Genomic DNA, 22693 nt, shown 5'->3' with positions numbered 1-22693 from the left:
AGTTTTTGAAACCTCCCGGAACTTAATCGGCGAAAGCCCACTCAGAGTATCTGAATGGCTGGTGAAGCCCTTCGATGCTCCTATGTTGTGTTAAGTGTTGGCAGATATCTGGACCCCGCCCTAGCGGTCCGGAACTTGGACCCCGAACTTCCCCTCCCCATACGAAGTCCGGGGTTTTTTTTGCCCTAAAACTGCCTGTGGCGCGATCATGCTGCGTTAAAAGCGCGGCCCGAAATGCTCATTTACAGCCAGTAAACTCCGCTTTCGAGCCGCGCTTTTGCCTTGCCTGATCACTCCACAGACAGTTTTATCTATGTCTTTCAGACTTCGATTTCGGCGCCTTTGTCTGCCAGTTCCATCCAGCTCGCCAGTACAGTGTAGGCCTCTTCCAGGCCCATGCGTTTTGGCGCCGAGAACAGTTGGATGGTGACGTTGTCGCCCCAGCCTTTACGGATTTGCGACTGCACCTTGAGCAGGGTGTTCTTGGCCGCGCCGTAGGTCAGTTTGTCGGCCTTGGTCAGCAGGATATGCATCGGCATGCCGCTGGCGACGGCCCAGTCGAGCATCAGCAGGTCGAAGTCGGTCATCGGATGGCGGATGTCCATCATCAGAATCAACCCTTTCAGGCTCTCGCGGCTGCCCAGGTAGGCTTCCAGGTGACGCTGCCAGTGCTGCTTGAGCGGGATCGGTACTTTCGCGTAACCGTAGCCCGGCAGGTCGACCAGACGGCGATCGTCGTCTAGCTTGAAGAAGTTCAACAGCTGCGTGCGGCCCGGGGTTTTCGAGGTGCGTGCCAGGCTGGCATGGGTCAGGGTATTCAGGGCGCTGGATTTGCCGGCGTTGGAACGCCCGGCGAAGGCCACTTCGAAGCCTTCGTCGTCGGGGCATTGATCGACTTTGGCGGCGCTGAGCATGAAAGTGGACTGTTGGCACAGACCAAGAATGGGGTTTTTCAGTTGCATGGGATTTCCGATAGGGGCGGTGCCGAGAATGGACGCGGCGAGCGGTGTCGTTTCCGTTTCAGTAACGCCAGTATATAATGCCGCAGATTTTGTGTGCGCTTTGTCCCAGCGTAGGATGAAGTTCACGAGAGCGATAGACCTTGATTGCGCATTAGAACGCAGCACGCTCTCAACCCTGAAAAGGTCGTTTTATGACGAAATGGCTGCTGGCTGCCGGCGTCCTGATACCGCTTTACAGCGCTCAGGCTACACAGGATCCGGAAGCTGTGTACAACCGTGTTTGTGGGGCTTGTCATTCCGGCCAACTACCAACGGCTCCCCGCAAGGGGGACCAGGGAGCTTGGGCGCCGAGGCTGGCGCAAGGTATGGAGACGCTGGTGCAACACGTGACCCAGGGTTTCAAGGCGATGCCGCCGCGTGGTTTGTGCATGGACTGCAGTGCCGAGGATTACCGAGCCATCATCCTTTGGATGAGCGAGTGATCCCGGTCCATAACTCTTAACCCTTAGCCGTAGTTGGATTAGCTGATGAACAAATTACTCGTGAGTCTGCTGTTGACCTTGGGCATCACAGGTGTCGCCCATGCTGCAGGCGACGCTGCTGCCGGTCAGGCGAAAGCCGCCGTATGTGGTGCTTGCCATGGTCCGGATGGGAACAGCATGGCGCCTAACTTTCCAAAGCTGGCGGGTCAGGGTGAGCGTTACCTGAACAAGCAGTTGCACGACATCAAGTCCGGCAAGCGCCAGGTGCTGGAAATGACCGGCCTGCTGACCAACCTGAGCGATCAGGACCTGGCCGACCTCTCCGCCTACTTCGCCAGCCAGAAAGGCAGCGTCGGCGCGGCAGACCCGAAAGTCGTGGCTCGCGGTGAAGAATTGTTCCGTGGCGGCAAGCTGGATCAAGGCATGCCTTCCTGCACCGGTTGCCACTCGCCAAATGGCACGGGTAACGCCGCCGCCGGCTTCCCGCACCTGGGTGGCCAGCACGCTCAGTACGTAGCCAAGCAGTTGACCGACTTCCGCGAAGGCAACCGCACCAACGACGGCGACACCATGATCATGCGCAGCATCGCCGCCAAGCTGAGCAACAAGGACATCGAAGCAGTATCCAGCTACATCCAGGGCCTGCACTGAGGCCGGCGATCATGTTGCGAAAGGGTCTATCTTGCGCAACGTTAATGATCGATTAATCTGTCGATGAAAGCATAAAGGGTGGCTCAGGCCGCCCTTTTTTATGGCGTCTGCCGCTACACTAGCGAACTCAAGCCCCGCCATGACCTGTCTGCGAACAGGCCGCGCGAGGCGACCTTACTTGTTCAGGAGTAAAGCATGCGTAATCTGATTCTCAGCGCCGCTCTCGTCACTGCCAGCCTGTTTGGCATGACCGCTCAAGCCGCCGAACCCCTTGAAGCCGGTAAACAATACGTAGAGCTGAGCAGCGCCGTTCCGGTTGCGGTGCCTGGCAAGATCGAAGTGGTCGAGCTGTTCTGGTATGGCTGCCCGCACTGCTACGCCTTCGAGCCGACCATCAACCCATGGGCTGAAAAACTGCCGGCCGACGTCAACTTCGTACGCATCCCGGCCATGTTCGGCGGTATCTGGAACGTTCACGGCCAACTGTTCATCACCCTGGAAGCCATGGGTGTCGAGCACAAGGTCCACAAAGCCGTATTCGAAGCCATCCATGGCGGCAAGAAACTCGCTTCCCCAGAGGAAATGGCCGAGTTCCTGGCCGGCGAAGGCGTCGACAAGGACAAGTTCCTGAGCACCTACAACTCGTTCGCCGTCAAAGGCAAGGTCGAGGACGCGAAGAAGAAGGCCCAGGCTTATCAGATCTCCGGCGTACCGACCATGGTCGTCAATGGCAAGTACCGCTTCGACCTGGGCACCGCCGGTGGTCCTGAAGGTGCCCTGAGCGTCGCCGACCAGCTGATCGCCAAAGAGCGGGCGGCCAAGTAAGCGAGCCCCTGCCATGCGACGTTGGGGTACGGAACGCATCGTTGGCCTGCATGACCCGCGGGTCAACGAGCACCATGTGGCGTCCTCCGGCCTGCCAGCAGACAGCCGTCTGCGGCTGCTCAGTTTCAATATCCAGGTCGGTATCAGTACCGAACGTTACCGGCATTACCTGACCCGTGGCTGGCAGCACCTGCTGCCGCACAACGGGCGCGCCGACAACCTGCAAAGGATCGGCGATCTGCTGGGCGACTTCGATCTGGTCGCCCTGCAGGAAGCCGATGGCGGCAGCCTGCGCTCGGGCTACGTCAATCAGGTCGAGCACCTGGCCCAGCTCGGCGCCTTCCCCTACTGGTACCAACAGCTCAATCGCAACCTCGGTCGCCTGGCCCAGCACAGCAATGGTGTGCTCAGCCGCCTGCGACCCTGGGCGATCGAAGATCATCCGCTGCCAGGCCCCAAGGGGCGTGGTGCGATCCTTCTGCGCTTCGGCGATGGTCCCGAGGCGTTGGTGGTGGTGATGATGCACCTGGCCCTGGGCGCCCGTACGCGCACCCGGCAGCTGGCCTACATCCGCGAGATGATCGGCGGCTACAAGCATCAGGTGCTGATGGGCGACATGAACACCCATGCCAGCGATCTGCTGGAGCATTCGCCGTTGCGCGATCTCGGTCTGCTGGCGCCGCAATTGGAAGCGACGTTCCCCAGCTGGCGCCCGCAACGCTGTCTTGATCATATTTTGCTCAGCTCCAGCCTGACGCTGGAGCGGGTCGAAGTCCTGGCCCAACCGATTTCCGATCACCTGCCGGTCGCGGTAGAGATTCGTCTGCCGGGTTCGCTCACGGCCGATGCATTGCCCGCGCTGAGTCCTGCCCCTCGCGGAACCCATGAATGAGCGACGACGCCCAGCGCTGGAAAGAGAAATACCTCAAAAGTATCGAACAACAGGAAAAACTCGAGCGACGCTGGAATGCCCGCCTCGACCTGCTTCGCCGTGGCCTGGTGCGCAGCACGCTGGCGGCCGAAGGGACTGATCGCGCCGTCGACCAGTGCATGAAGGAAATGCGCGAGGTGGTGCGCACCGACGATATGGACGCGGCCTTGGCGGCCCTGTTGCCACGCCTGGAAAAAGCCGTGCTGGACTCCGAGCAGCGTCGCGAGACGCGCATCGAGCAAATGAGCACGGCCCTGACTTCGCTGGTCAGCCAGTTGCAGAAGCTGCCGTTGCCCCGCGAGGTGAGTCGGCCGCTGAAAAACTTCGCCAAGCAGCTGGATGGTCGCGTCGGCCAGGCCCGGGAAATCCCACTGTTGCTGGGCGAACTGAGCGGCCTGCAAGGCAAGGCGCTGAGCCAGTTGGAGAGCCCCCCGGAGCCGAGCCGCCCAGGTTTGCTGCAGCGCTTGTTTGGTGGTCGTGACGCTGACGAAGCACCTGCGGCGTCCGCGGCTGAGACGCCTGCGGTGGTGGCAGCCCCCGCTATGGAGCAGCCGCTGGCAACGGCTGAAAGAGTTGAAACGCCCCCGCCCCCGCCTCGGGTCGAAGTCGCGCCCGCACGGCCGTCCGAAACCCCGGAGCCGGTGCCCCCGCCTGTGGTCGAGAAGCCCGCTGCTGTCAGCCAGCCGCCCGAGCCACAGCCGCAAGCGCTGCCCGAGGTAACCACGGCAGTCCTGGTCGAGGCCTTTGTGCCGCCGGTGCTGGAGTCGGAGAACCCCATCGCCGTCGAGCCGGCACCGCCGATGCCGGATTCGCAGGAAGCGCCGCTGCCAGTTGTGCCTGGCCCCGTCGAAGCACCGCTGTCCGTGCAGTCGCCGGCTGTCGAGGCTCCGGTTGTTCTTTCCAACCCGGACGAATTGATCGTTGCCGCACCCGCCGAGGCGACCCCGGCGCCAGTGCTGCTTGACCGCTTGCCATTGCCGGCGGCCATGGCCGAGGCGCTGGCGGCGGTCGATCCGCAGCAGGCCGAGCAGGATGTGCTGTACGCCCTGCCCGACTCGCCGGAGCCGTCCTACAGTTCGGTGGCCAAGCACATCGAACATACCCTGCTCGGCCTGCTGGACGACTTGAGCCTGCCCGAGCGTCACCGGCCGCAAGCCGAGTCCATGCGCGATCGCTTGCAACATGGATTGAACTGGTACGAATTGCTGCCGATCCTCGACGATCTGGCAGTGTTGATGCTGGCGATCACCGACAGTGGCCAGCATGAGTTCGAGGCTTATCTCAAGCAGCTCAACGAGCGCCTGGAATCCTTCCAGAGCAACCTGCAGGCCGCCAGCGAAGGCCATGCCGACAGCAGTTCCGCGGCGCGGGAGATGGATACGCAGATTCGCGAGCAGGTCGATGGTCTGCAAAGCAGCGTTCAGGAGGCGGCGGATCTGGACGACCTCAAGCAGGTCCTGGAAAGCCACCTGGAAGGCCTGCTCGGCACCATGGACCATCACCAGAAGCAGCGTGACGAGCGCGAGAAGGAAGTGGCCGCACGCCTGCAGAGCCTGGCCGAGCGGGTGTCGAGCATGGAGCAGGAAGCCCAGGGCTACCGCGAGCACCTGGAAGAACAGCGGCAGAAAGCGTTGATCGACCCCCTCACCGGCCTGCCCAATCGCGCGGCCTGGAGCGAGCGCCTGGAGCATGAAGTGGCGCAGTGGCAGCAGCACGGCAACACCTTGTTGCTGGCGATGCTCGACCTCGACCACTTCAAGCGCATCAACGACAACTACGGTCACCTGGCCGGCGACAAGGTGTTGAAGATCATCGCCGGCGTGCTGCGCAAGCGCCTGCGCGGCAGTGATTTCATCGCCCGTTTCGGCGGTGAAGAGTTCGTTCTGCTGATACCCAATACCTCATGGCCGGTCGGGGCGCGCCTGGCGGAAACCTTGCGGGCGGCCATCGAAGCCTGTCCGTTCCACTTCAAGGGCGAGCGCGTGACCATCACCATGTCCATCGGCATGAGTGCCTTCAAGCCGGGAGAACGCAGCGATCTGGTGCTCAAAAGAGCCGATCAGGCGCTCTATCGGGCCAAGGAGGCGGGGCGCAACCGGGTGGAACTGGGCTGACGCATAATTTGTTCCATTTTGTATAAACCGGTGTTTTTGCCGGTTTTCCGCAAAGGCAGTACGTTACACTGTTGCATTATTTTCTCCAGCGTACTGCCTTCCACCATGAAAGTTCTTGCCCTCGCCTTGTCCCTTCTGTTGCTGGCCGGTTGCGCCAGCGGTCCGCGTTTCGATACCAGCCACCCTTCGGTCAACTTCGATGAGCGGGTGCAATTCGTGGTGGTGCATTACACCTCGGCCTCGATGGAGCGCTCCCTGCAACTGCTGACCCATGGCCAGGTCAGCAGCCACTACCTGATCGGCGACGACAAGGCAGCGACCATCTACAAGCTGGTGGACGAGCAATACCGCGCCTGGCACGCCGGCGAGAGCCAGTGGCAAGGCCGTACCTGGCTGAACTCCAGCTCCATCGGGATCGAGATCGTCAACCCGGGCTTTCGCGACCTGCCCACCGGACGTGTCTGGTACCCCTACAGCGAAGCGCAGGTCCAGAGCCTGATCGTGCTGCTCAAGGACATCAGCAAGCGCAACAACATCGCGCCACAACACATCATCGGCCACAGCGATATCGCCCCCCTGCGCAAGCTCGACCCGGGCCCGCTGTTCCCCTGGAAGCGTCTGGCCGAAGCCGGGTTGGGCCGGTGGCCGAACGCCCAGGCGGTGGCGCGCCAGGAGGCGTTCTTTACCGCGCAGTTGCCGAGCGTCGCCTGGTTCCAGCAAGGCCTGGCGCGTCTCGGTTATGAGACGCCGCAGACTGGCGAGCTGGATGTGGCGACCCGTCACGTGCTGGCCGCGTTCCAGATGCATTACCGGCCGTCGCGTTTCGACGGCCAGCCGGATGCGCAAAGCGCTGCGATCCTGCAGGTTCTCAACCAGACAAAATAATGACGCCCGCCCGACGGTCAGGGCTTTTTCTCAATCAGTAGCTATAACTCATTGGTAACCCTCGGATATCCAATGATGCTGGCCGCCCGCGAACCCCTGCGCAGTTGGTTCTATCGCCCCTGGCTGTTGGCGACGTGCGCGGCTGTATTGAGTGCGGCCTTGCTGCTGGCGGCGAGCCTGGGCATTGCGATGCATGAGGCGCAACTGCGCGAAAGCGAGCAGATGAATGCCCAGGGCCAGCGCTTTCTCGAGCGCCTGGAGCAACTGTTCGGCCAGCTGCGCGAAGGCCTGGACGTGCTCGAGGCGCAGCCCCTGCGCGAATGCAGCCCCGAGATGGTCGCGACCCTGCAGCAGATCAGTTTCAGTTATCGCTTCATTTATGAAGCGGCCTACATTGATGCTGCCCAGGCCTGCACCAACTGGCCACGCCAGGACAACCTGGCCGTGATGCGGCCGCCGGATATCAGCGGCCCGACCTACAACTACTGGCTGAACACCTCCACCGAACCCAACGAAAACCGCGCGGCGCTGATGCTCGGGCGGGGCAACTTTCGCGTGGCAACGTCTCGCGGACATCTGACCGATATGGTCGATCTGCCCGCCAACAGCAGCCTGATGGTGGTTCTCGACCATGGCTTGCGGGCCATCCCGGTGCTGGGGCCGGCGCTGGAATGGCCGCCGACCGAGCCGTGGCCGCCCGCGGGGCGCAGCCCGTTGCTGGTGACCCAGGACCAGTTGATCTACCGGATGCCCACCCGCAATCCGGAGTATCAGCTGGTACTCGTCACCCCCCGCACCAACATGCAGCGAGAAATGTTCGAGGGGTGGTGGTGGCTGCTGCCCAGCAGCCTGGCATTGGCGATCTTCATCGGCGGCCTGGCCTTTCAACTGGCCGGGCAGCGCCAGTCCCTGGGCGCCGAATTGCAAGGGGCGCTGCGCCGTGGCGAGCTACAGGTGCTGTATCAGCCCATCTTCGATCTACGAACGCGCCAGTGTGTCGGCGCCGAGGCTCTGCTGCGCTGGCGCCGTCCGGACGGCACCCTGACCAGTCCGGAGCTGTTCATTCCCATGGCGGAGAACACCGGGCAGATCCGCCCCATCACCGATTTTGTCCTGCAACGCCTGCTCGAGCAGTTGGGGCATCTGTTGCGGGCCAACCCGCAGCTGTACATCTCGGTCAACCTGGCGGCCTGCGATGTCATGGTGCCGCGGATCGGCAAGGTGATGGCGCGCCTGCTGGCGCTGCATCGGGTGGCGGCGCGGCAGATCGCCTTCGAAGTCACCGAGCGCGGGCTGATTGATGTGGTGGTCGCCCGGCATAACCTGCAAGCCTTGCGGGACGTTGGCCATCAGGTGCTGATCGACGACTTCGGCACGGGGTATTGCAGCCTGGCCTACCTGCAGACCCTGCCGGTGGATTACCTGAAGATCGACAAGGCATTCATCGATGCCCTGGGGCATGACGCCGCCAGCAGCGGCGTCGCCCCGCACATCATTCGCATGGCCCATGCCCTGGAGCTCAAGGTGATTGCCGAGGGCATCGAATTCGAGGATCAGGCGTTGCTGCTGAGCAGCGAGGGCGTGCGTTTTGGCCAGGGCTGGCTGTTTGCCCATGCACTGAGCGCAGTGCAGTTCATCGACCTGATTACCCGCGGACGCCGCCTGGGCCCGCGGCGTCTGGACGACGAGGTCTAGCCCCTAAAGAGGCAAGGCCAGATAGAACTGGGTCCCCTGCCCGGGCCGCGAATAGACACCCATGCGCCCGCCGTGCAGTTGCACGATTTCCTTGCACAGCGCCAGGCCCAGGCCGGCCCCGCCTTTCTTGCGCCCGACCTGGACGAAGGGTTCGAAAATCCGTCCCTGTTGCCCGTAGGCGATGCCTTCGCCGTTGTCTTCGACGCTGATGATGACCCGCTCGCCATGCCGGCGCGCCTGCAAGCGAATCAACCCGCCCTTGGCGGTATGCCGCAGGGCATTGTCGATCAGGTTGTCCAGCACCCGTTCCAGTTGCATGCGGTCGGCATGCAGCCGCGGCAGCGGCTCCTGCAGTTCCACCAGCAGCTCGATGCCCTGCGCCGTGGCAGCGCCGATGAAGCGGTTGCGCGCCTGCTCCAGCAACTCTTCGAGGGAACAGGGTGCCAGGGTGAGTTTCTGCAGGCCGTTCTGATAGCGCGAGAAGTTCAGCAGGTCGTTGATCAGCTGCATCAGGCGCTGCATTTCTTCGTTGACGGTGTTCAGCAGGTCGGCTTCGCGGGAGTCCTCAGGGAAGCGCAGGCGTTCCTGCAGCAGGCCGAACGCCATGTGCATGCCGGTGACCGGGGTGCGCAATTCATGTGAGGCGCGCAGCACGAATTCGCTGCGCACGCGCTCGAAGGCCCGCTGCTCGGTGACGTCGTGCAGCACCATCACCGCGCCGAGGATATGCCCCTGGGGATGGCTGACCGGGGTCAGGCTGTACGTCAGCAGGCGCGACTCGCCATCGACCTCGATGCTCAGGTCTTCCGGCGGCCGTTCCAGGCTGCCGCCGCGCAGCACCAGTTGCAGCTGCTCGTCCAGCTCCGGTCGCTGCAGGGCGCTGCCCAGCCCTTGTCCAAGGCGTTCCTCGTCCCAGCCCAGCTGACGTTGCGCCACCGGGTTGAGGTGTTCCAGGTGACCCTGGCGGTCGATCATCAGCAAGCCGTCGTCGATGCTGTCGAGCACCGATTGCAGGCGCTGCTGGCCGGCGAGCAGTTCGTCGACATTGGTGGCCTGATGCTCGCGCAGGGCTTGGGCCATGATCCCGAAGCGCCGGGTCAGCAAGTTCATCTCGGCAGCCGAAGACAGGGGCAGGGTCACGTCGAAGTTGCCCTGGCCGATATTGTCGGCGGCCTTGGCCAGGGCTTCGATGGGGCCGCCAAAGCGCTGGGCGATGCCGTGGGCGGTGATGAAGCCGATGATCAGCACGGCCAGCCCGACGAGGCCGAGCAGGCCGGCGATCAGCAAGGCGCGATTGCGGGCCTGATGTTCGATGTCATTGATGTTGTCCAGGGCCTGCTTGTGTTCGCTGATCAAGCCATTGCGCAGGGTATTGAAGCGGTGGGTCAGTTCCGTATTGCCATTGACCCCTGCCGAGGTCCCGTCGGCACGCTCGAAGGCCTCGAAGAAGCTCTGGTAGTCGTCGCGTGCCTGGGTGAAGCCGTTGCGCACATTGTTTTGCCGTTCATGCTCGATGCCCTGGTCGAGCAGGGCCAGGTATTCCTGCCTGGAGTCGTCCAGCGCCGCCCGGTCAGGGTTGTGGTTGAGCATGATGATCAGTTGGTCGCCCAGGGTCTGGCGCAGCTTGAGCCCCAGGTCCAGGGTGATGAAGTTGTTGCGGATCAGCGCTTCCTGGGTCTTGGCCATCTGCATCACGCTGACCAGCCCGAGCAGCAGGCCGAGCAGCGCCACGGTGATCAGCGCCGAGATGCTCAGAAACAGTCTCGTGCGCAGTTTCATCGCTAACTTCATGAGGTGCGGCTCACAGGTTGTACTGTTTGCGTTTGCGGTACAGCGTCGAGGCGTCGATACCGAGCGTCTTGGCGGCCTGGTCGAGAGTATCGCTGGTGGCCAGCACGGCGCCGATATGGGCTTTCTCCAGCTCGTCCAGGCTCAAGGCGGCGCCGATGCGCGGAGTGTTGTTGGTGGGTTGCTCGGCCATGCCCAGGTGGCTGATCTCCACTTTCTCCTGGGGGCAGATGATGCTGGCGCGTTCCACCACGTTGCGCAGCTCGCGGATATTGCCCGGCCAGCGGTAATTGAGCAGCGCTTCGCGGGCCTCGTCGCTGAAGCCTCGGGCGGGACGGGCGTATTCCTTGACGAAGCGTGCGAGGAAACGGTCGGCCAGGGTCAGGATGTCTTCGCTGCGTTCGCGCAGCGGCGGCAGGTGCAGGGTGATCACGTTCAGGCGGTACAGCAGGTCTTCACGAAAGCGGCCGTCGCGCACCATGTCCTCGAGGTTGAGGTTGGTCGCGGCGAGGATGCGCACGTCGGCGCGGCGGGTTACCGGGTCGCCGACCCGCTCGTATTCCTTGTCCTGGATGAACCGCAGCAACTTGGGTTGCAGGGTCAGCGGGAAGTCGCCGATCTCGTCGAGGAACAGCGTGCCGCCATCGGCCTGGTTGACCCGGCCAAGGGTGCTTTCGCTGGCGCCGGTGAAGGCTCCGCGGCTGTGACCGAACAATTCGCTCTCCATCAGCTCGGCGTTCAGCGACGGGCAGTTGATGGTCACACAGGATTTCTTGGCGCGCTTGCTCCAGCCGTGAATGGCCCGGGCCAGCTCGCCCTTGCCGGTGCCGGATTCGCCGAGGATCAGGATGTTGGCATCGGTGCCGGCGACCTGGCGGGCGGTTTCCAGCACCACTTTCATCGCCGGGCTGTGGGAGTCCAGGCCGTCCTTGGGTTTGCGCACTTCGCCTTCGAGGGCCTCCAGGCGCGCCGAGAGCTGGCGGACTTCCAGCTGCTTGGCGGTCGCCAGGCGCAGTTGGTCGGGGCTGCAGGGCTTGACCAGGTAGTCGGCGGCGCCGGCCTGGATCGCGTCCACCGCGGTGTCGACGGCCGAATGGGCAGTGACTATCACCACCCGCATCCAGGGGGCCTGGATGCGCATCTGGGCCAGCACCTCCAGGCCATTGTCCTCGCCCAGGCGCAGGTCGAGGAAACACAGGTCGAACACCTGGCGTTGCAGCAAGGCCTCGGCCTGAGCGGCGCTGTTGGCCGTGGCGACGGTATAGCCCTCGTCTTCCAGGCAATAACGGAAGGTACGCAGGATTGCGGACTCATCATCTACCAGAAGAATGCGGCCTTGATTTTCCGGTGCTGATTCCATGTCCGAAGCTCCTGAAGTGAGTGATCTTATTTAGTCCCGGAAAAATCGGGCAAGTTGCATGGTTAATTCTTATCGATTCCCAGGGGTGCAGGTTAGTCATCTCCGGGGTGTATTGCTAATCGATTGAAAATAATAGGTTTTTTATTGCTTTTAGGACTTCTCCGTAATTCTTTCCCGATTTCGTCACTGTACTCCTGCATTTTCAGCCGCGTTTTTTCCTCAAGTATCAGTCCAATCGTGCAATTCGCACGGTATCCAGGGCGGCATCGTGCAGGATGGCGTATGAAGATCTTCCTTGTTTGCTTTCAACTCATTGTTTTTATTGAATTTATTTCAATTCAAAAAACTGGCATGCAGGCTGCAACAGTCCGATCAGACTCGGCCGAACAAGCTGCAAGCGCAGCCACAAGCGCTTGAGAACAATGACCCGCGTGGGAGGAGCCTCCGGATGAAACGCCAACGTCTCGCCCAATTGTCTGTTTCGCCCCTGCACCTGCAGCAGGGATTGTTCGCCAGCCTGGCATTGCTGGTGACCTTGATTGGCGGTCAGCAGTTTTCACGTTGGGAGCAGAGCCAGCAGCAAGAGGCTGTGAGGTTGCCGGTTTATCACACCACCCAAACCCACTTCAGTGCAGTCAGCACTCGGTTTGCCGATTCCGCCCCGCTGCATCTGATGGACGTCGACCAGGCTCAGCCTGCCACCGACACGGCTTATCAGGAGCGCTGGGTGTTCTAGGCAGGACAGCCAGTACGCAACTGCGGGCCGGCTAAGCAGTACCTCTAAATAGAAGCGTAAGGAGAATGACCATGTTGAGCTGGGCAATCACATTCCTGATCATTGCCATCATCGCCGCGGTACTGGGCTTCGGTGGTATCGCGGGCACCGCCACGGGTATCGCCAAGATTCTCTTTGTCGTTTTCCTGGTGATGTTCATTGCTTCCTTCTTCTTTGGCCGTCGTGGTCGAGGTTGAACATGAGCGTTTCTTTGAAAGCAATGGCCGCCGCCCTGTTACTGGGCGGCGCGGCCACGGCGATGGCAGCCAACGACGGTCAGACCCGGGTCAACGAGTTGTTGAACAGCGACCCGCAATACCGTGAAACCTGGCAGGACGTCGTCGAAAAGGAAGAGCGCCTGCCGGAGTGGGTGATGAACCTGTCCGGTGATGCGCAGCAGATGAATGCGCTGGAAGAAGACGGCGACAAGTACCTGGTCGGTCCGCTTTGCGAAACCCGCGATACCTGTCGCAACCAGCGCCTGATCGTGGCGTTCAGTTTCGACAAGAAACACGCCTACGCCATGTTGGTCGAAGTGCCGGCGGGCCTGCCCGCGGACAAGTCGCCGACCCGCCATGCCGAATACCGTTTTCTCGGCAAGCCGGACGCTGGCATGCAGGGCTTGCTCAGGGAACAGCTGAAAAAGGACCCGAACTGGTACTGAGTTTGGGGGACAGGGAGTGCCTCCGCGAGGGCCGGGTCAGGAAAAACTGCGGCGCAAGCTCGCAAGCCGCTCAGGCTTGACGACTTGCGTCGTGTTTGAATGCCACAAACCTTTGTGGCAGAGCGGTGCCTGCTTTTTCAGGCAGGGGTTCGCGACAAATATTCCGAGTTGCCTGGCCTAACCGTTTCACGGTGTTTCTTTGCGACCGTACATCGAGAAACTTTTGCCTTTTTCCAGACGGGATTTCTGGTTCTAACGTAAGAACTTTCCCTTCTTTCGAAGGTCATTCCGAATCCTTCCAAAAGCGCTGAATGCCGCCTGAAATGGCCGTTTCACGGTAGATGGCCAGGCCGAAATGTCGCATTCGAACCGGTTGGGACGCCCGTTTCGTTTAGAAAAACTCATGCCGATTCGGCATAGGGTAGGCGTTTACGGCATTAGACGCGCCCCCCTTGCGTCGGAATAGTTGCGCCTTTTTTCGCCTGCAGAGAGCCGTAAATGCTCGCTCGGGGTGACCTTATACGGGGGCCGATGCACAGACTTTTCCGCCATTGAGCGTTCCAGTTCGCGCATCAGCCCGAGTCCAACTGAAGTAAGGGTAATGATATGAAGAAGGCAAAACTAAGCCTCGCCTGGCAGATCCTCATCGGTCTGGTGCTGGGGATTGCAATTGGTGCGCTGCTCAACCATTTCAGTGCCGAAAAAGCCTGGTGGATCAGCAACGTCCTGCAACCTGCGGGCGATATCTTTATCCGCTTGATCAAGATGATCGTGATCCCGATCGTGATTTCCTCGCTGATCGTCGGTATCGCCGGCGTGGGCGACGCGAAGAAACTCGGGCGTATCGGCCTGAAGACCATCATCTACTTCGAAATCGTCACCACCATCGCGATCCTGGTCGGCCTGGTGCTGGCCAACGTGTTCCACCCGGGCGCCGGCATCGACATGAGCACCCTGGGTACCGTGGATATTTCCAAGTACCAGGCGACCGCCGCCGAGGTACAGCATGAACACGCGTTCATCGAAACCATCCTCAACCTGATCCCATCGAACATCTTCGCGGCCATGGCCCGCGGCGAGATGCTGCCGATCATCTTCTTCTCGGTGCTGTTCGGCCTCGGTCTGTCGAGCCTGCAGGCCGACCTGCGCGAGCCGCTGGTGAAGATGTTCCAGGGCGTCTCGGAAAGCATGTTCAAAGTCACCCACATGATCATGAACTACGCCCCGATCGGCGTATTCGCCCTGATCGCGGTGACTGTGGCCAACTTCGGTTTCGCCTCCCTGCTGCCGCTGGCCAAGCTGGTGATCCTGGTTTACGTGGCCATTGCCTTCTTCGCCTTCGTGGTCCTGGGCCTGATCGCTCGCCTGTTCGGCTTCTCGGTGATCAAGCTGATGCGCATCTTCAAGGATGAGCTGGTGCTGGCCTACTCCACCGCAAGCTCCGAAACCGTGCTGCCGCGGGTGATCGAGAAGATGGAAGCCTACGGTGCGCCGAAAGCCATCTGCAGTTTCGTGGTGCCGACCGGTTACTCGTTCAACCTCGACGGTTCGACCCTGTACCAGAGCATCGCGGCGATCTTCATCGCGCAGCTGTACGGCATCGACCTGTCGATCAGCCAGCAACTGCTGTTGGTCCTGACCCTGATGGTCACCTCCAAAGGCATCGCCGGCGTACCGGGCGTGTCCTTCGTGGTCCTGCTGGCGACCCTGGGCAGCGTGGGCATTCCGCTGGAAGGCCTGGCCTTCATCGCCGGTGTCGACCGCATCATGGACATGGCCCGTACTGCCCTGAACGTGATTGGCAACGCCCTGGCGGTACTGGTCATCGCTCGTTGGGAAGGCATGTACGACGACGCCAAGGGCCAGCGCTACTGGAACTCCCTGCCGCACTGGCGCAGCAAGGAGCCGCTGCCGGCCGGTGAAGTCACCAAAGGCTGATACCTGTAGCCGCTGCCGAAGGCTGCGATAAGTTCCGCAGGAACTTCGCGATCCGGGCCGCGGCGCCTCCTGCGCAGGCGAGCGCAGCCTGTGGCAGCGGCTAGCAATGTTCTGCTCTGTCATCATCGACAAACCCCGGTCAATCCGGGGTTTGTCGTTTCTGTCCGCCCCGCTATCATTCGCCGCATCTTCTGGGGGAATAACTGATGCTCAATGGCCTGTGGCTTGGCTTCTTCATCGTGGCGGCCGTTTCAGCGCTGGCGCAGTGGCTGGTTGGCGGTAACGCCGGGATCTTCTCGGCGATGGTGGAAAGCATCTTCGCCATGGCCAAGTTGTCGGTGGAAGTGATGGTGCTGCTGTTCGGCACCCTGACCCTGTGGCTGGGCTTTTTGCGGATCGCCGAGAAGGCCGGGATCGTCGACTGGCTGGCCAAGGCCCTGGGCCCGCTGTTCACCCGCCTGATGCCGGACGTGCCGCCAGGGCACCCGGCTATTGGCCTGATCACCCTGAACTTCGCGGCCAACGGCCTGGGGCTGGACAACGCCGCCACGCCGATCGGCCTCAAGGCCATGCGCGCCCTGCAGGACCTCAACCCCAGCGAAACCACGGCGAGCAACGCGCAGATCCTGTTCCTGGTGCTGAACGCCTCGTCCCTGACCCTGCTGCCGGTGACCATCTTCATGTACCGCGCCCAGCAGGGCGCCGCCGACCCGACCCTGGTGTTCCTGCCGATCCTGCTGGCCACCAGCGCCTCGACCCTGGTCGGCCTGCTGTCGGTCGCGCTGATGCAGCGCCTGCGCCTGTGGGATCCGGTGGTACTGGCCTACCTGATTCCCGGCGCCCTGGCCCTGGGCGGCTTCATGGCCCTGCTGGCCACGCTGTCGGCCACCGCGCTGGCGTCGCTGTCGTCGATCCTGGGCAACCTGACGTTGTTCGGCCTGATCATGCTGTTCCTGGTGATTGGCGCGTTACGCAAGGTCAAGGTCTACGAGGCCTTCGTCGAGGGCGCCAAGGAAGGTTTCGACGTCGCCAAGAACCTGCTGCCGTATCTGGTGGCGATGCTCTGCGCGGTAGGCGTGCTGCGCGCCTCCGGGGCCCTGGACTTCGGCCTGGACGGCATCCGTCATCTGGTGGAATGGGCTGGCTGGGACACGCGTTTCGTCGATGCCCTGCCGACGGCCCTGGTCAAGCCGTTCTCCGGCAGTGCCGCGCGGGCGATGCTGATCGAAACCATGCAGACCCAGGGCGTGGACAGTTTCCCGGCGTTGGCCGCGGCGACTATCCAGGGCAGTACCGAGACCACCTTCTACGTGCTGGCGGTGTACTTCGGTTCGGTCGGCATCCAGCGCGCGCGCCATGCCGTCGGCTGCGCCCTGCTGGCCGAGCTGGCCGGCGTGGTGGCGGCGATTGCAGTGTGCTACTGGTTCTTCGGCTGATCGCGAGCAAGCTCGCTCCTACAAGGACGATAAACATCCTGTAGGAGCGAGGCTTACCCGCGATGAGGCCGTCAGCGCCTGACCAGCTGGCTGCCCTGCTTCACCGTCCACTCCACCACCTGCCGGTTCAGGGTATCCCCCGCCTGGCCAAATCCGGCGACCACCGCCGGCACCTTGGTATCGTTCAGCGGCTGGCGCACTTCGAAGCGCTGGCTGGCCAGGATCTTCTGGTCGTAGCCGCGCACCAGGCGCGCATCCAGGCGGATCACCACCGCCACGGCCTTGCCCTGGTATTCGCTCTGGAATGCCTGCAGGTTGCCGCCCAGTTCAAGATCGGTCTGCACATCGCTGTCGTCGGTGCCCAGCAGTTGCACCCGACCGTCGGCGAGGAATCCGTCCAGCAGCCGATTGCGCAACAACACCGGCGCCGGATCGCTCCAGCGCGCGTCCTTGTAGCTGCTGATCACATCGCCCTGGGGGATCACAGCGATTCTCGCGCTGTTCAAGGCGTCGCTCGCCAGGGGTTTGGTCAGGCGCAGGGACCAGGGCTGTGTGTGTCCCTGAGGCTGGGCTGCGGCGCTCTGGGCCGTGGGCAGGCGATAGATATCCACTGGGTCGGCCTGGGGCAGGATCGAGCAGGCGCCGCTCAAGGCGAAGCCGGCGGCCAGGGCCAGCCGGCCGAATGGGCGATAGGCACGCTTCATGGCGTGAACTCCTTGTTCTTGTCACTGCCCAGCAGGTAGCCGCTGGGGTTGGCTTCCAGGCGACGCGAAATGGCCCGCAGCGAGCTCAGGGTGTCGCGCAGCTCGCGCACCGCCGGCGCCAGGCCATTGAGGCCCTGGATGCCGTTGTTCAGCGAGTCCTGGTTGTCGGTCAGCAGTTTGTTGATGGTGGCGCTGCTCTGTTCCAGCGATTGCATGGCCAGCTCGGCGCTGCCGAACATCTGCTTGCCCTGCTCGTTGAGCAGGCCGTTGGCATTGCGCATCAGCGCGGTGGTCTGTTCCAGGGTGGCGCTGGCCTGCTTGCCGATGGACGCCAGTTGCTGCATGGCCAGGCGCACGTCGCCGCGCTGTTCGGCGATGGCCCCAGTGGTCTGCTCCAGGTGTTCGAGGGTGTTGCCGATGCGCTCGACGTTCTCTGGCGAGAACATGCTGTTGGCGTTGTGCAGCAGCAGGTTGACGCTGGTCATCAGGTCTTCGCTGTTGTTCAGCAGGCGGGCGATCGGCGATGGCGAAGCGACGATCACCGGCAGTTTGCCGTCCTTGCCCTGAAGCGGCTGGCTTTGTGGAGTACCGCCACTGAGCTGGATGATCGAAGTCCCGGTGATGCCGGTCAGGGTCAGCTTGGCCTGGGTGTCTTCCTTGATCGGGGTTTCACCGCTCAGGCGGATCCGCGCCAGGACCCGGCGCGGGTCGTTCGGGTCCAGGCGCAGGCTGACCACATCGCCGACCTTGATCCCGCTGTACTGCACGGCGCTGCCTTTGGACAGGCCGCTGACGGCCTCGTTGAACACGACCTCGTAGTCCTTGAACTCCGTGTCGACGCTGGACTTGGCCAGCCACAGGCCGAACAGCAGGGCGCCGACCACCACAATCACGGTGAACAGGCCGATCAGTACATGATGGGCTCGGGTTTCCATGTCATACCTCGTTGAGCTGTGTAGCGGCCTGATACGCCGCGCGGCCGCGAGGGCCATGGAAGTACTCGTGAATCCAGGCGTCGTCGGTCTCGGCGACCTGGTCGATGGCATCCGCCACCAGCACCTTTTTCTGCGCCAGCACTGCCACCCGGTCGGTGATGGTGTACAGCGTATCCAGGTCGTGGGTGACCAGGAACACGCTCAGACCCAGGGCGTCACGCAGGGTCAGGATCAATTGGTCGAACGCCGCGGCGCCGATCGGGTCGAGGCCGGCGGTGGGTTCGTCGAGAAACAGGATGTCCGGGTCCAGGGCCAGCGCCCGGGCCAGGGCGGCGCGCTTGATCATGCCACCGGACAGCGAGGCCGGGTATTTGTCGGCCGCCGACAGCGGTAGCCCGGCCAGAGCCAGCTTCACCGCCGCCAGGTGCTCGGCGTCGGCGCGGCTCAGGCCGGCGTGCTCGATCAGCGGCAGGGCGACGTTTTCGGTCACGGTCAGCGACGAGAACAGCGCGCCCTTCTGGAACAGCACGCCGAAGCGCCGTTCGATCAGCGAGCGCTCATGTTCCGCCAGGCTTGGCAGGTTCTGGCCGAACACCCGCACCGAGCCTTCGCTGGGCTGGCGCAGGCCGATGATGCTGCGCAGCAGTACCGACTTGCCGCTGCCCGAACCGCCGACCACGGCGAGGATCTCGCCCTTGTACAGGTCCAGGTCGAGGTTTTCGTGCACGCTCTGCGGGCCGAAGCGATTGCACAGGCCGCGGACTTCGATCACCGCCTCGGCAGGCGGACGGGTTGAACGGTTCACCAGCCCATCTCCATGAAGAACAGCGCGGCGACGGCATCGAGGACGATCACCACGAAGATCGATTGCACCACACTGGACGTGGTGTGGGCCCCCACAGACTCGGCGCTGCCGCTGACCTTGAAGCCTTCCAGGCAGCCGATGGCGGCGATCAGGAAGGCGAAGATCGGCGCCTTGACCATGCCCACCAGGAAATGCTGCACGCCGATGTCCGATTGCAGCAAGGCGAGGAACATCGCTGGCGAGATATCCAGCGACAGCGCACAGACCACCCCGCCACCGACAATCCCCGAGAGCATCGCCAGGAAGGTCAGCATCGGCAGCGCCACCAGCAGCGCCAGGACCCGGGGCAGCACCAGCAGCTCCATCGGGTCCAGGCCCAGGGTGCGGATGGCGTCGATTTCTTCGTTGGCCTTCATCGAGCCGATTTGCGCGGTAAAGGCGCTCGCGGTCCGGCCGGCCATGAGGATCGCCGTGAGCAGCACACCGAATTCACGCAGGAAGGAGAACGCCACCAGGTCCACGGTAAAGATGCTGGCGCCGAAACTCTGCAGCACCGTGGCGCCGAGGAAGGCCACTACGGCGCCCACCAGGAAGGTCAGCAGAGCGACGATGGGCGCGGCGTCGAGGCCGGTCTGCTCGATATGCGCGACCATCGGCGTGATGCGCCAGCGCTTGGGATGCAGCAGGCCACGGACCAGGGTTTCCAGGATCAGGCCGACGAAACCCAGCAGCTTCAGGCTGTCCTGCCAGATGGCGTCGACCGCCTTGCCGATCCGGGTCAGCAACAGGATGCCGACCGATACTTCCGGTTCCTTGAGCGGCACGCAGAAGTCGCTCAGCGAGCAATAGACAGTCTGCAGCAGCGCGCGGTCGGCCGAAGACAGGGTGCAGTCGGGGTGTTCGGCAGACTTGCCGAGACGCTCGGAACCCAGCAGTTCGACCAGCAGCGAGGCGCCCGCGGTATCCAGGGCGCCGAGGCCGTTGAGGTCGATGTGGGTGCTGGTGTCGTATTGTCCGGTGAGCTTTTCGCAGAGGTGCTTGAGCTCGGTGTAATGGACGAGCGTCCAGTCCCCCGTGACTCGCAACCGCGAGGGGGAACTTGACGTATCCAGTTGGGCACTGCCGGCCGTCGCGCTCTGGGTCATAAGCTCCGTGCTTGTATGGTTTTTACGCAGTGCTACGTAATACCACGATCGAGGCGACTTTGCCTTGTACTAAGGTGCTGAGTTTTGTCCGTTGGTGCCGGTGATCTTGAAGCGCAGCACGCCGATCACCTGCCCGTCTTCGGTCAGCACCCGGACCTGCCAGCTGCCGGTCGGATCGCCGGGGAAGTTCTGCTTGTGCGACCAGGCGCGGTAGCCCTCCTTGCGCCCGCCGTGGATGTCCAGGGCCACCCGGTCGACCTCTTTGCCGTTGAATTGCCAGACGTGATAAATGCGCTCGTCCAGCCCGCGCGGCGCATTGATCGCGGTGTAGGCATACAGCCCGGTGCTGCGCACGTCGCTGGCGCTGACTTCCTTGAGGCTGGCGCCGGGGGTGCGGTCCTGCAACTGGGTGCTGATGGCTTCCTCGGCGATCCACAAGGTCGCCGGCGGAACCCAGGAGCGCAGCAGCCAGCCGGTGCCGCCGATGGCCAGGGTCATGCCCAGCAGCATCAGCGCGCCGCGCAGGTTGCGGATCGGGAAGATCGACGCGAGGCTGGGGAATGACAGCAGCATGGCGATGCCCAGGGCCAGCTTGAAGCTCTGCGCGGTGGTCAGGTGCAGGATGATCGGCAGCGCGGTCAGCAGCGCGGCGAACAGTGTCAGGGTGTGCAGGGCGAGGAACAGCCAGCGCCGCGGGGCCAGCCATTTGTAGTACAGCGGGTCGATGATCGAGACCAGCGCCGAGGCGCCCAGCAGGCCGGTGAATACCAGCTGTCCGCTGTTCCAGGCGGTGGTGATGAAGAAGAACGGCAGGACGAAAAACAGGCTTTCCTGGTGAATCATCTGCGTTGCGTAACGCAGCAGCGGCTGGGGGATTTCCCGCTTGAAGATCTTGGTGAACAGCTGGGTCAGGCTGTTTTCCAGCATCAGCCAGATCCAGCTCACCAGCATGATCACGGCGATCCAGGTGGCCAGGCCCTGTTGGCGGTCCACCAGGATGAAACTGCCGACACCGGAAATGAAACCGCCGAGCGCAATGACCCCTGGGTAGCGCTTCATCAGTTCCAGGATGCGCTGCATGTAATGAGTCAGGTTTGGCATTCGGCGATCACACTAGAAAAAATCCCCGACAGAATAACGGTTTAGCATGACAAAAGACGCATCAGCCACGGATTCGTTTGCGATAAGCGCGCCAGCCGAACAGCGCCAAAATGATCAATAGCAGTGCGCCGAGGATCAGCCCGCTCAAGGCCGTGTAGCTCAGCAGCGGTTTTTCGATCCGCAGGTAGCCGGGTTGCTCAAGCAGCTGGCGCATGGCCTGGTTGGCCTGCTTCAGGCTGACGGCTTTCAGGCGCTTGGCCGGGTCGCTGAAATGTCCGTCCGCATAGTCGCTCAAGGCGCCCCAGTAGTAGTCCGCCAGGGCGCTGTTGCCCTGTACCGCCCAGGCCTGGCGGGCAATGGCGGCCTGTTGCAGGCGGGCGAAGGTGGCCGGCTCCAGGCCGTCCTTGAGCAGTTGTGCCTTGAGCTCATCGATCGCTTGCCGGGCCTGCGGCACGTCCGCGCGCTCCAGGTCGGCATTCAGGCTGAGAAAGCCGACGCCGCCGAACACCTCGCGTTCGCTGTTCGGTCCGTAGGACAGCTCGTGCTGCAGGCGCAGCTTCTGGTACAGCGCCCAGTCCAGGTAATCCTTGAGCAGGTCGAAGGTTTCATCGTGCTGCCGGTCGAGGGTTGGCTCGGGAAACAGCCAATGCAGCTTGGCGCTGTCGCCGACCCAGCCGTGGATCAGGCTGCGCTCGGCGACGGCCGTTTGTTGAATGTCCGGCAGGCCCTGGTGCTCGCTGGGCTCCACCGGTTCCAGCGCGCCGTAGCTGCGCTCCAGGTAGGCCGGCAACAGGCGGTCAAGGTCACCGACGACGATCAGGGTCATGTTGTTCGGCGCGTACCAGTCCTTGCGCAGCCGCTCCAGCTGTTCGAGGGTCAGTTGATCGACCTCGGCCCGTTCGGCGCATTTCAGGCCCAGTTCCACTGCCAGCTGGTTGCTGGCGGTGTGGCCGAGGTCCTGGCGGTCCAGCCAGCGTTGCAGGTGCGAGTAGTGCCCGCCGTCCTCGCGCTCGACCACCCGTTTCGCCGTTTGCAGTGCGCTGTCGTCGAGTTCGGTGCGGGTCAAGAGGGCCAGCAGCAGGTCCAGTACCTTGCGCTGGTTTTTCGCCGGGGCCTCGATAACGAAGGTGGTGTCGGCATTGCTGGTATAGGCGTTCCACTCGCCGCCCAGGGCTTGCATGCGCTCCTCCAGCCCGCCCTCGCCGCTGGCGTCGATGCCGCTGAACAGCAGGTGTTCGAGCACATGCGGCAGCTCCTTGTCGGCGCAGCCGAAGTCGTCCAGCCCTACCCCGACCACCAGGCGAATCGCCACGTGGCCGCGCTCGCTGCCCGGCTTGAGCAGCAACTGCAGGCCGTTGGGCAGCATGTAGCCCTCGACCTGGAAGCGATCCAGGGCAAACGAGTGGGCTGATCCGAGCAGCAGACAGGCGAATAACAGGCAACGCATAACAGGCTTCCTTACGACGGGCGTAAGTTCTACAGACTTCGGGTAACTGT

Annotated in this window: 22 protein-coding genes; 13 read left to right on the top strand and 9 right to left on the bottom strand. The window is 62.7% G+C overall.

The window, feature by feature from the left end:
* Positions 1–320 precede the first annotated feature (320 nt).
* The gene (gene yihA / locus NRG23_RS18770; protein ID WP_009046280.1) at positions 321–962 is read right to left on the bottom strand and encodes a ribosome biogenesis GTP-binding protein YihA/YsxC; all 642 of its coding nucleotides are present in this window, start codon (positions 960–962) and stop codon (positions 321–323) included.
* A 191-nt stretch (positions 963–1153) separates the two neighbouring features.
* On the opposite strand from yihA, the gene NRG23_RS18765 reads away from it, so the two are divergent.
* The 7 genes from NRG23_RS18765 (at position 1154) to NRG23_RS18735 (ending at position 8545) form a co-directional block, all read left to right on the top strand.
* Positions 1154–1444 carry a cytochrome c5 family protein gene (locus NRG23_RS18765; RefSeq protein WP_009041528.1) on the top strand — a complete coding sequence of 97 codons (291 nt, stop codon included), beginning with the start codon at positions 1154–1156 and terminating at the stop codon, positions 1442–1444.
* 45 nt (positions 1445–1489) lie between these two features.
* A complete protein-coding gene (locus NRG23_RS18760; protein ID WP_009041529.1) occupies positions 1490–2095 on the top strand; it encodes a cytochrome c in 606 nt (201 codons plus the stop codon).
* Between the two features lie 195 nt (positions 2096–2290).
* The gene (locus NRG23_RS18755) at positions 2291–2920 is read left to right on the top strand and encodes a thiol:disulfide interchange protein DsbA/DsbL (RefSeq protein WP_009041530.1); all 630 of its coding nucleotides are present in this window, start codon (positions 2291–2293) and stop codon (positions 2918–2920) included.
* A 13-nt stretch (positions 2921–2933) separates the two neighbouring features.
* Positions 2934–3812, top strand: coding sequence for an endonuclease/exonuclease/phosphatase family protein (locus tag NRG23_RS18750; protein WP_009046282.1), 879 nt, complete (start codon positions 2934–2936; stop codon positions 3810–3812).
* Positions 3809–5965, top strand: a complete 2157-nt coding sequence (locus NRG23_RS18745) for a diguanylate cyclase (RefSeq protein ID WP_257371630.1) — start codon at positions 3809–3811, stop codon at positions 5963–5965. The genes NRG23_RS18750 and NRG23_RS18745 overlap by 4 nt, the downstream gene beginning before the upstream one ends.
* A gap of 105 nt (positions 5966–6070) precedes the next feature.
* Complete coding sequence (locus NRG23_RS18740) at positions 6071–6850, top strand: N-acetylmuramoyl-L-alanine amidase (RefSeq protein WP_038635624.1); 780 nt, start codon at positions 6071–6073, stop codon at positions 6848–6850.
* 72 nt (positions 6851–6922) lie between these two features.
* Positions 6923–8545, top strand: coding sequence for an EAL domain-containing protein (locus NRG23_RS18735; protein WP_016703907.1), 1623 nt, complete (start codon positions 6923–6925; stop codon positions 8543–8545).
* Between the two features lie 3 nt (positions 8546–8548).
* Here the strand turns inward: NRG23_RS18735 and NRG23_RS18730 are convergent, their stop codons facing one another.
* Together NRG23_RS18730 and algB are read right to left on the bottom strand one after the other, a co-directional pair.
* The gene (locus tag NRG23_RS18730; RefSeq protein ID WP_009046286.1) at positions 8549–10336 is read right to left on the bottom strand and encodes a KinB sensor domain-containing domain; all 1788 of its coding nucleotides are present in this window, start codon (positions 10334–10336) and stop codon (positions 8549–8551) included.
* Between the two features lie 10 nt (positions 10337–10346).
* The gene (algB, locus tag NRG23_RS18725) at positions 10347–11693 is read right to left on the bottom strand and encodes a sigma-54-dependent response regulator transcription factor AlgB (protein ID WP_053267951.1); all 1347 of its coding nucleotides are present in this window, start codon (positions 11691–11693) and stop codon (positions 10347–10349) included.
* Positions 11694–11975: 282 nt separating this feature from the next.
* On the opposite strand from algB, the gene NRG23_RS18720 reads away from it, so the two are divergent.
* The 6 genes from NRG23_RS18720 (at position 11976) to NRG23_RS18695 (ending at position 16506) form a co-directional block, all read left to right on the top strand.
* A complete protein-coding gene (locus NRG23_RS18720) occupies positions 11976–12110 on the top strand; it encodes a hypothetical protein (protein WP_256587560.1) in 135 nt (44 codons plus the stop codon).
* A 31-nt stretch (positions 12111–12141) separates the two neighbouring features.
* Positions 12142–12429, top strand: a complete 288-nt coding sequence (locus NRG23_RS18715; protein WP_009046288.1) for a hypothetical protein — start codon at positions 12142–12144, stop codon at positions 12427–12429.
* Between the two features lie 71 nt (positions 12430–12500).
* A complete protein-coding gene (locus NRG23_RS18710) occupies positions 12501–12665 on the top strand; it encodes a DUF1328 domain-containing protein (protein ID WP_003177151.1) in 165 nt (54 codons plus the stop codon).
* Between the two features lie 2 nt (positions 12666–12667).
* The gene (locus tag NRG23_RS18705; RefSeq protein WP_124339413.1) at positions 12668–13132 is read left to right on the top strand and encodes an inhibitor of vertebrate lysozyme family protein; all 465 of its coding nucleotides are present in this window, start codon (positions 12668–12670) and stop codon (positions 13130–13132) included.
* Positions 13133–13738: 606 nt separating this feature from the next.
* Positions 13739–15070: a glutamate/aspartate:proton symporter GltP gene (gene gltP / locus NRG23_RS18700; protein WP_007924276.1), complete on the top strand. Its 1332-nt coding sequence runs from the start codon at positions 13739–13741 to the stop codon at positions 15068–15070.
* A gap of 206 nt (positions 15071–15276) precedes the next feature.
* Entirely contained in the window at positions 15277–16506 is a 1230-nt protein-coding gene (locus tag NRG23_RS18695) for a nucleoside recognition domain-containing protein (RefSeq protein ID WP_038635619.1), read from the top strand.
* A 71-nt stretch (positions 16507–16577) separates the two neighbouring features.
* Here NRG23_RS18695 and NRG23_RS18690 read toward each other — a convergent pair whose 3' ends face one another.
* The 6 genes from NRG23_RS18690 to NRG23_RS18665 all read right to left on the bottom strand — a co-directional run bounded on the left by NRG23_RS18690 (position 16578) and on the right by NRG23_RS18665 (position 22643).
* Positions 16578–17210 carry an ABC-type transport auxiliary lipoprotein family protein gene (locus NRG23_RS18690; RefSeq protein WP_009046291.1) on the bottom strand — a complete coding sequence of 211 codons (633 nt, stop codon included), beginning with the start codon at positions 17208–17210 and terminating at the stop codon, positions 16578–16580.
* Positions 17207–18145, bottom strand: a complete 939-nt coding sequence (locus tag NRG23_RS18685; RefSeq protein WP_009046292.1) for an MlaD family protein — start codon at positions 18143–18145, stop codon at positions 17207–17209. Before NRG23_RS18685 ends, NRG23_RS18690 begins: the two co-directional genes overlap by 4 nt.
* 1 nt (position 18146) lies before the next feature.
* A complete protein-coding gene (locus NRG23_RS18680; RefSeq protein WP_007924271.1) occupies positions 18147–18950 on the bottom strand; it encodes an ABC transporter ATP-binding protein in 804 nt (267 codons plus the stop codon).
* Positions 18947–20095, bottom strand: a complete 1149-nt coding sequence (locus tag NRG23_RS18675) for an ABC transporter permease (RefSeq protein WP_016703904.1) — start codon at positions 20093–20095, stop codon at positions 18947–18949. The genes NRG23_RS18680 and NRG23_RS18675 overlap by 4 nt, the downstream gene beginning before the upstream one ends.
* 69 nt (positions 20096–20164) lie before the next feature.
* A complete protein-coding gene (locus tag NRG23_RS18670; protein ID WP_009046294.1) occupies positions 20165–21196 on the bottom strand; it encodes a DUF5924 family protein in 1032 nt (343 codons plus the stop codon).
* 61 nt (positions 21197–21257) lie between these two features.
* Complete coding sequence (locus tag NRG23_RS18665) at positions 21258–22643, bottom strand: pitrilysin family protein (protein ID WP_124300991.1); 1386 nt, start codon at positions 22641–22643, stop codon at positions 21258–21260.
* Between the last annotated feature and the right edge of the window lie 50 nt (positions 22644–22693).

It is taken from the genome of Pseudomonas sp. T8 (genome assembly GCF_024610635.1).
Taxonomy (GTDB): domain Bacteria; phylum Pseudomonadota; class Gammaproteobacteria; order Pseudomonadales; family Pseudomonadaceae; genus Aquipseudomonas; species Aquipseudomonas chlororaphis_I.
Note: the sequence above shows the minus strand (reverse complement) of the source record. Positions and strands in the feature narration are given on the sequence as shown.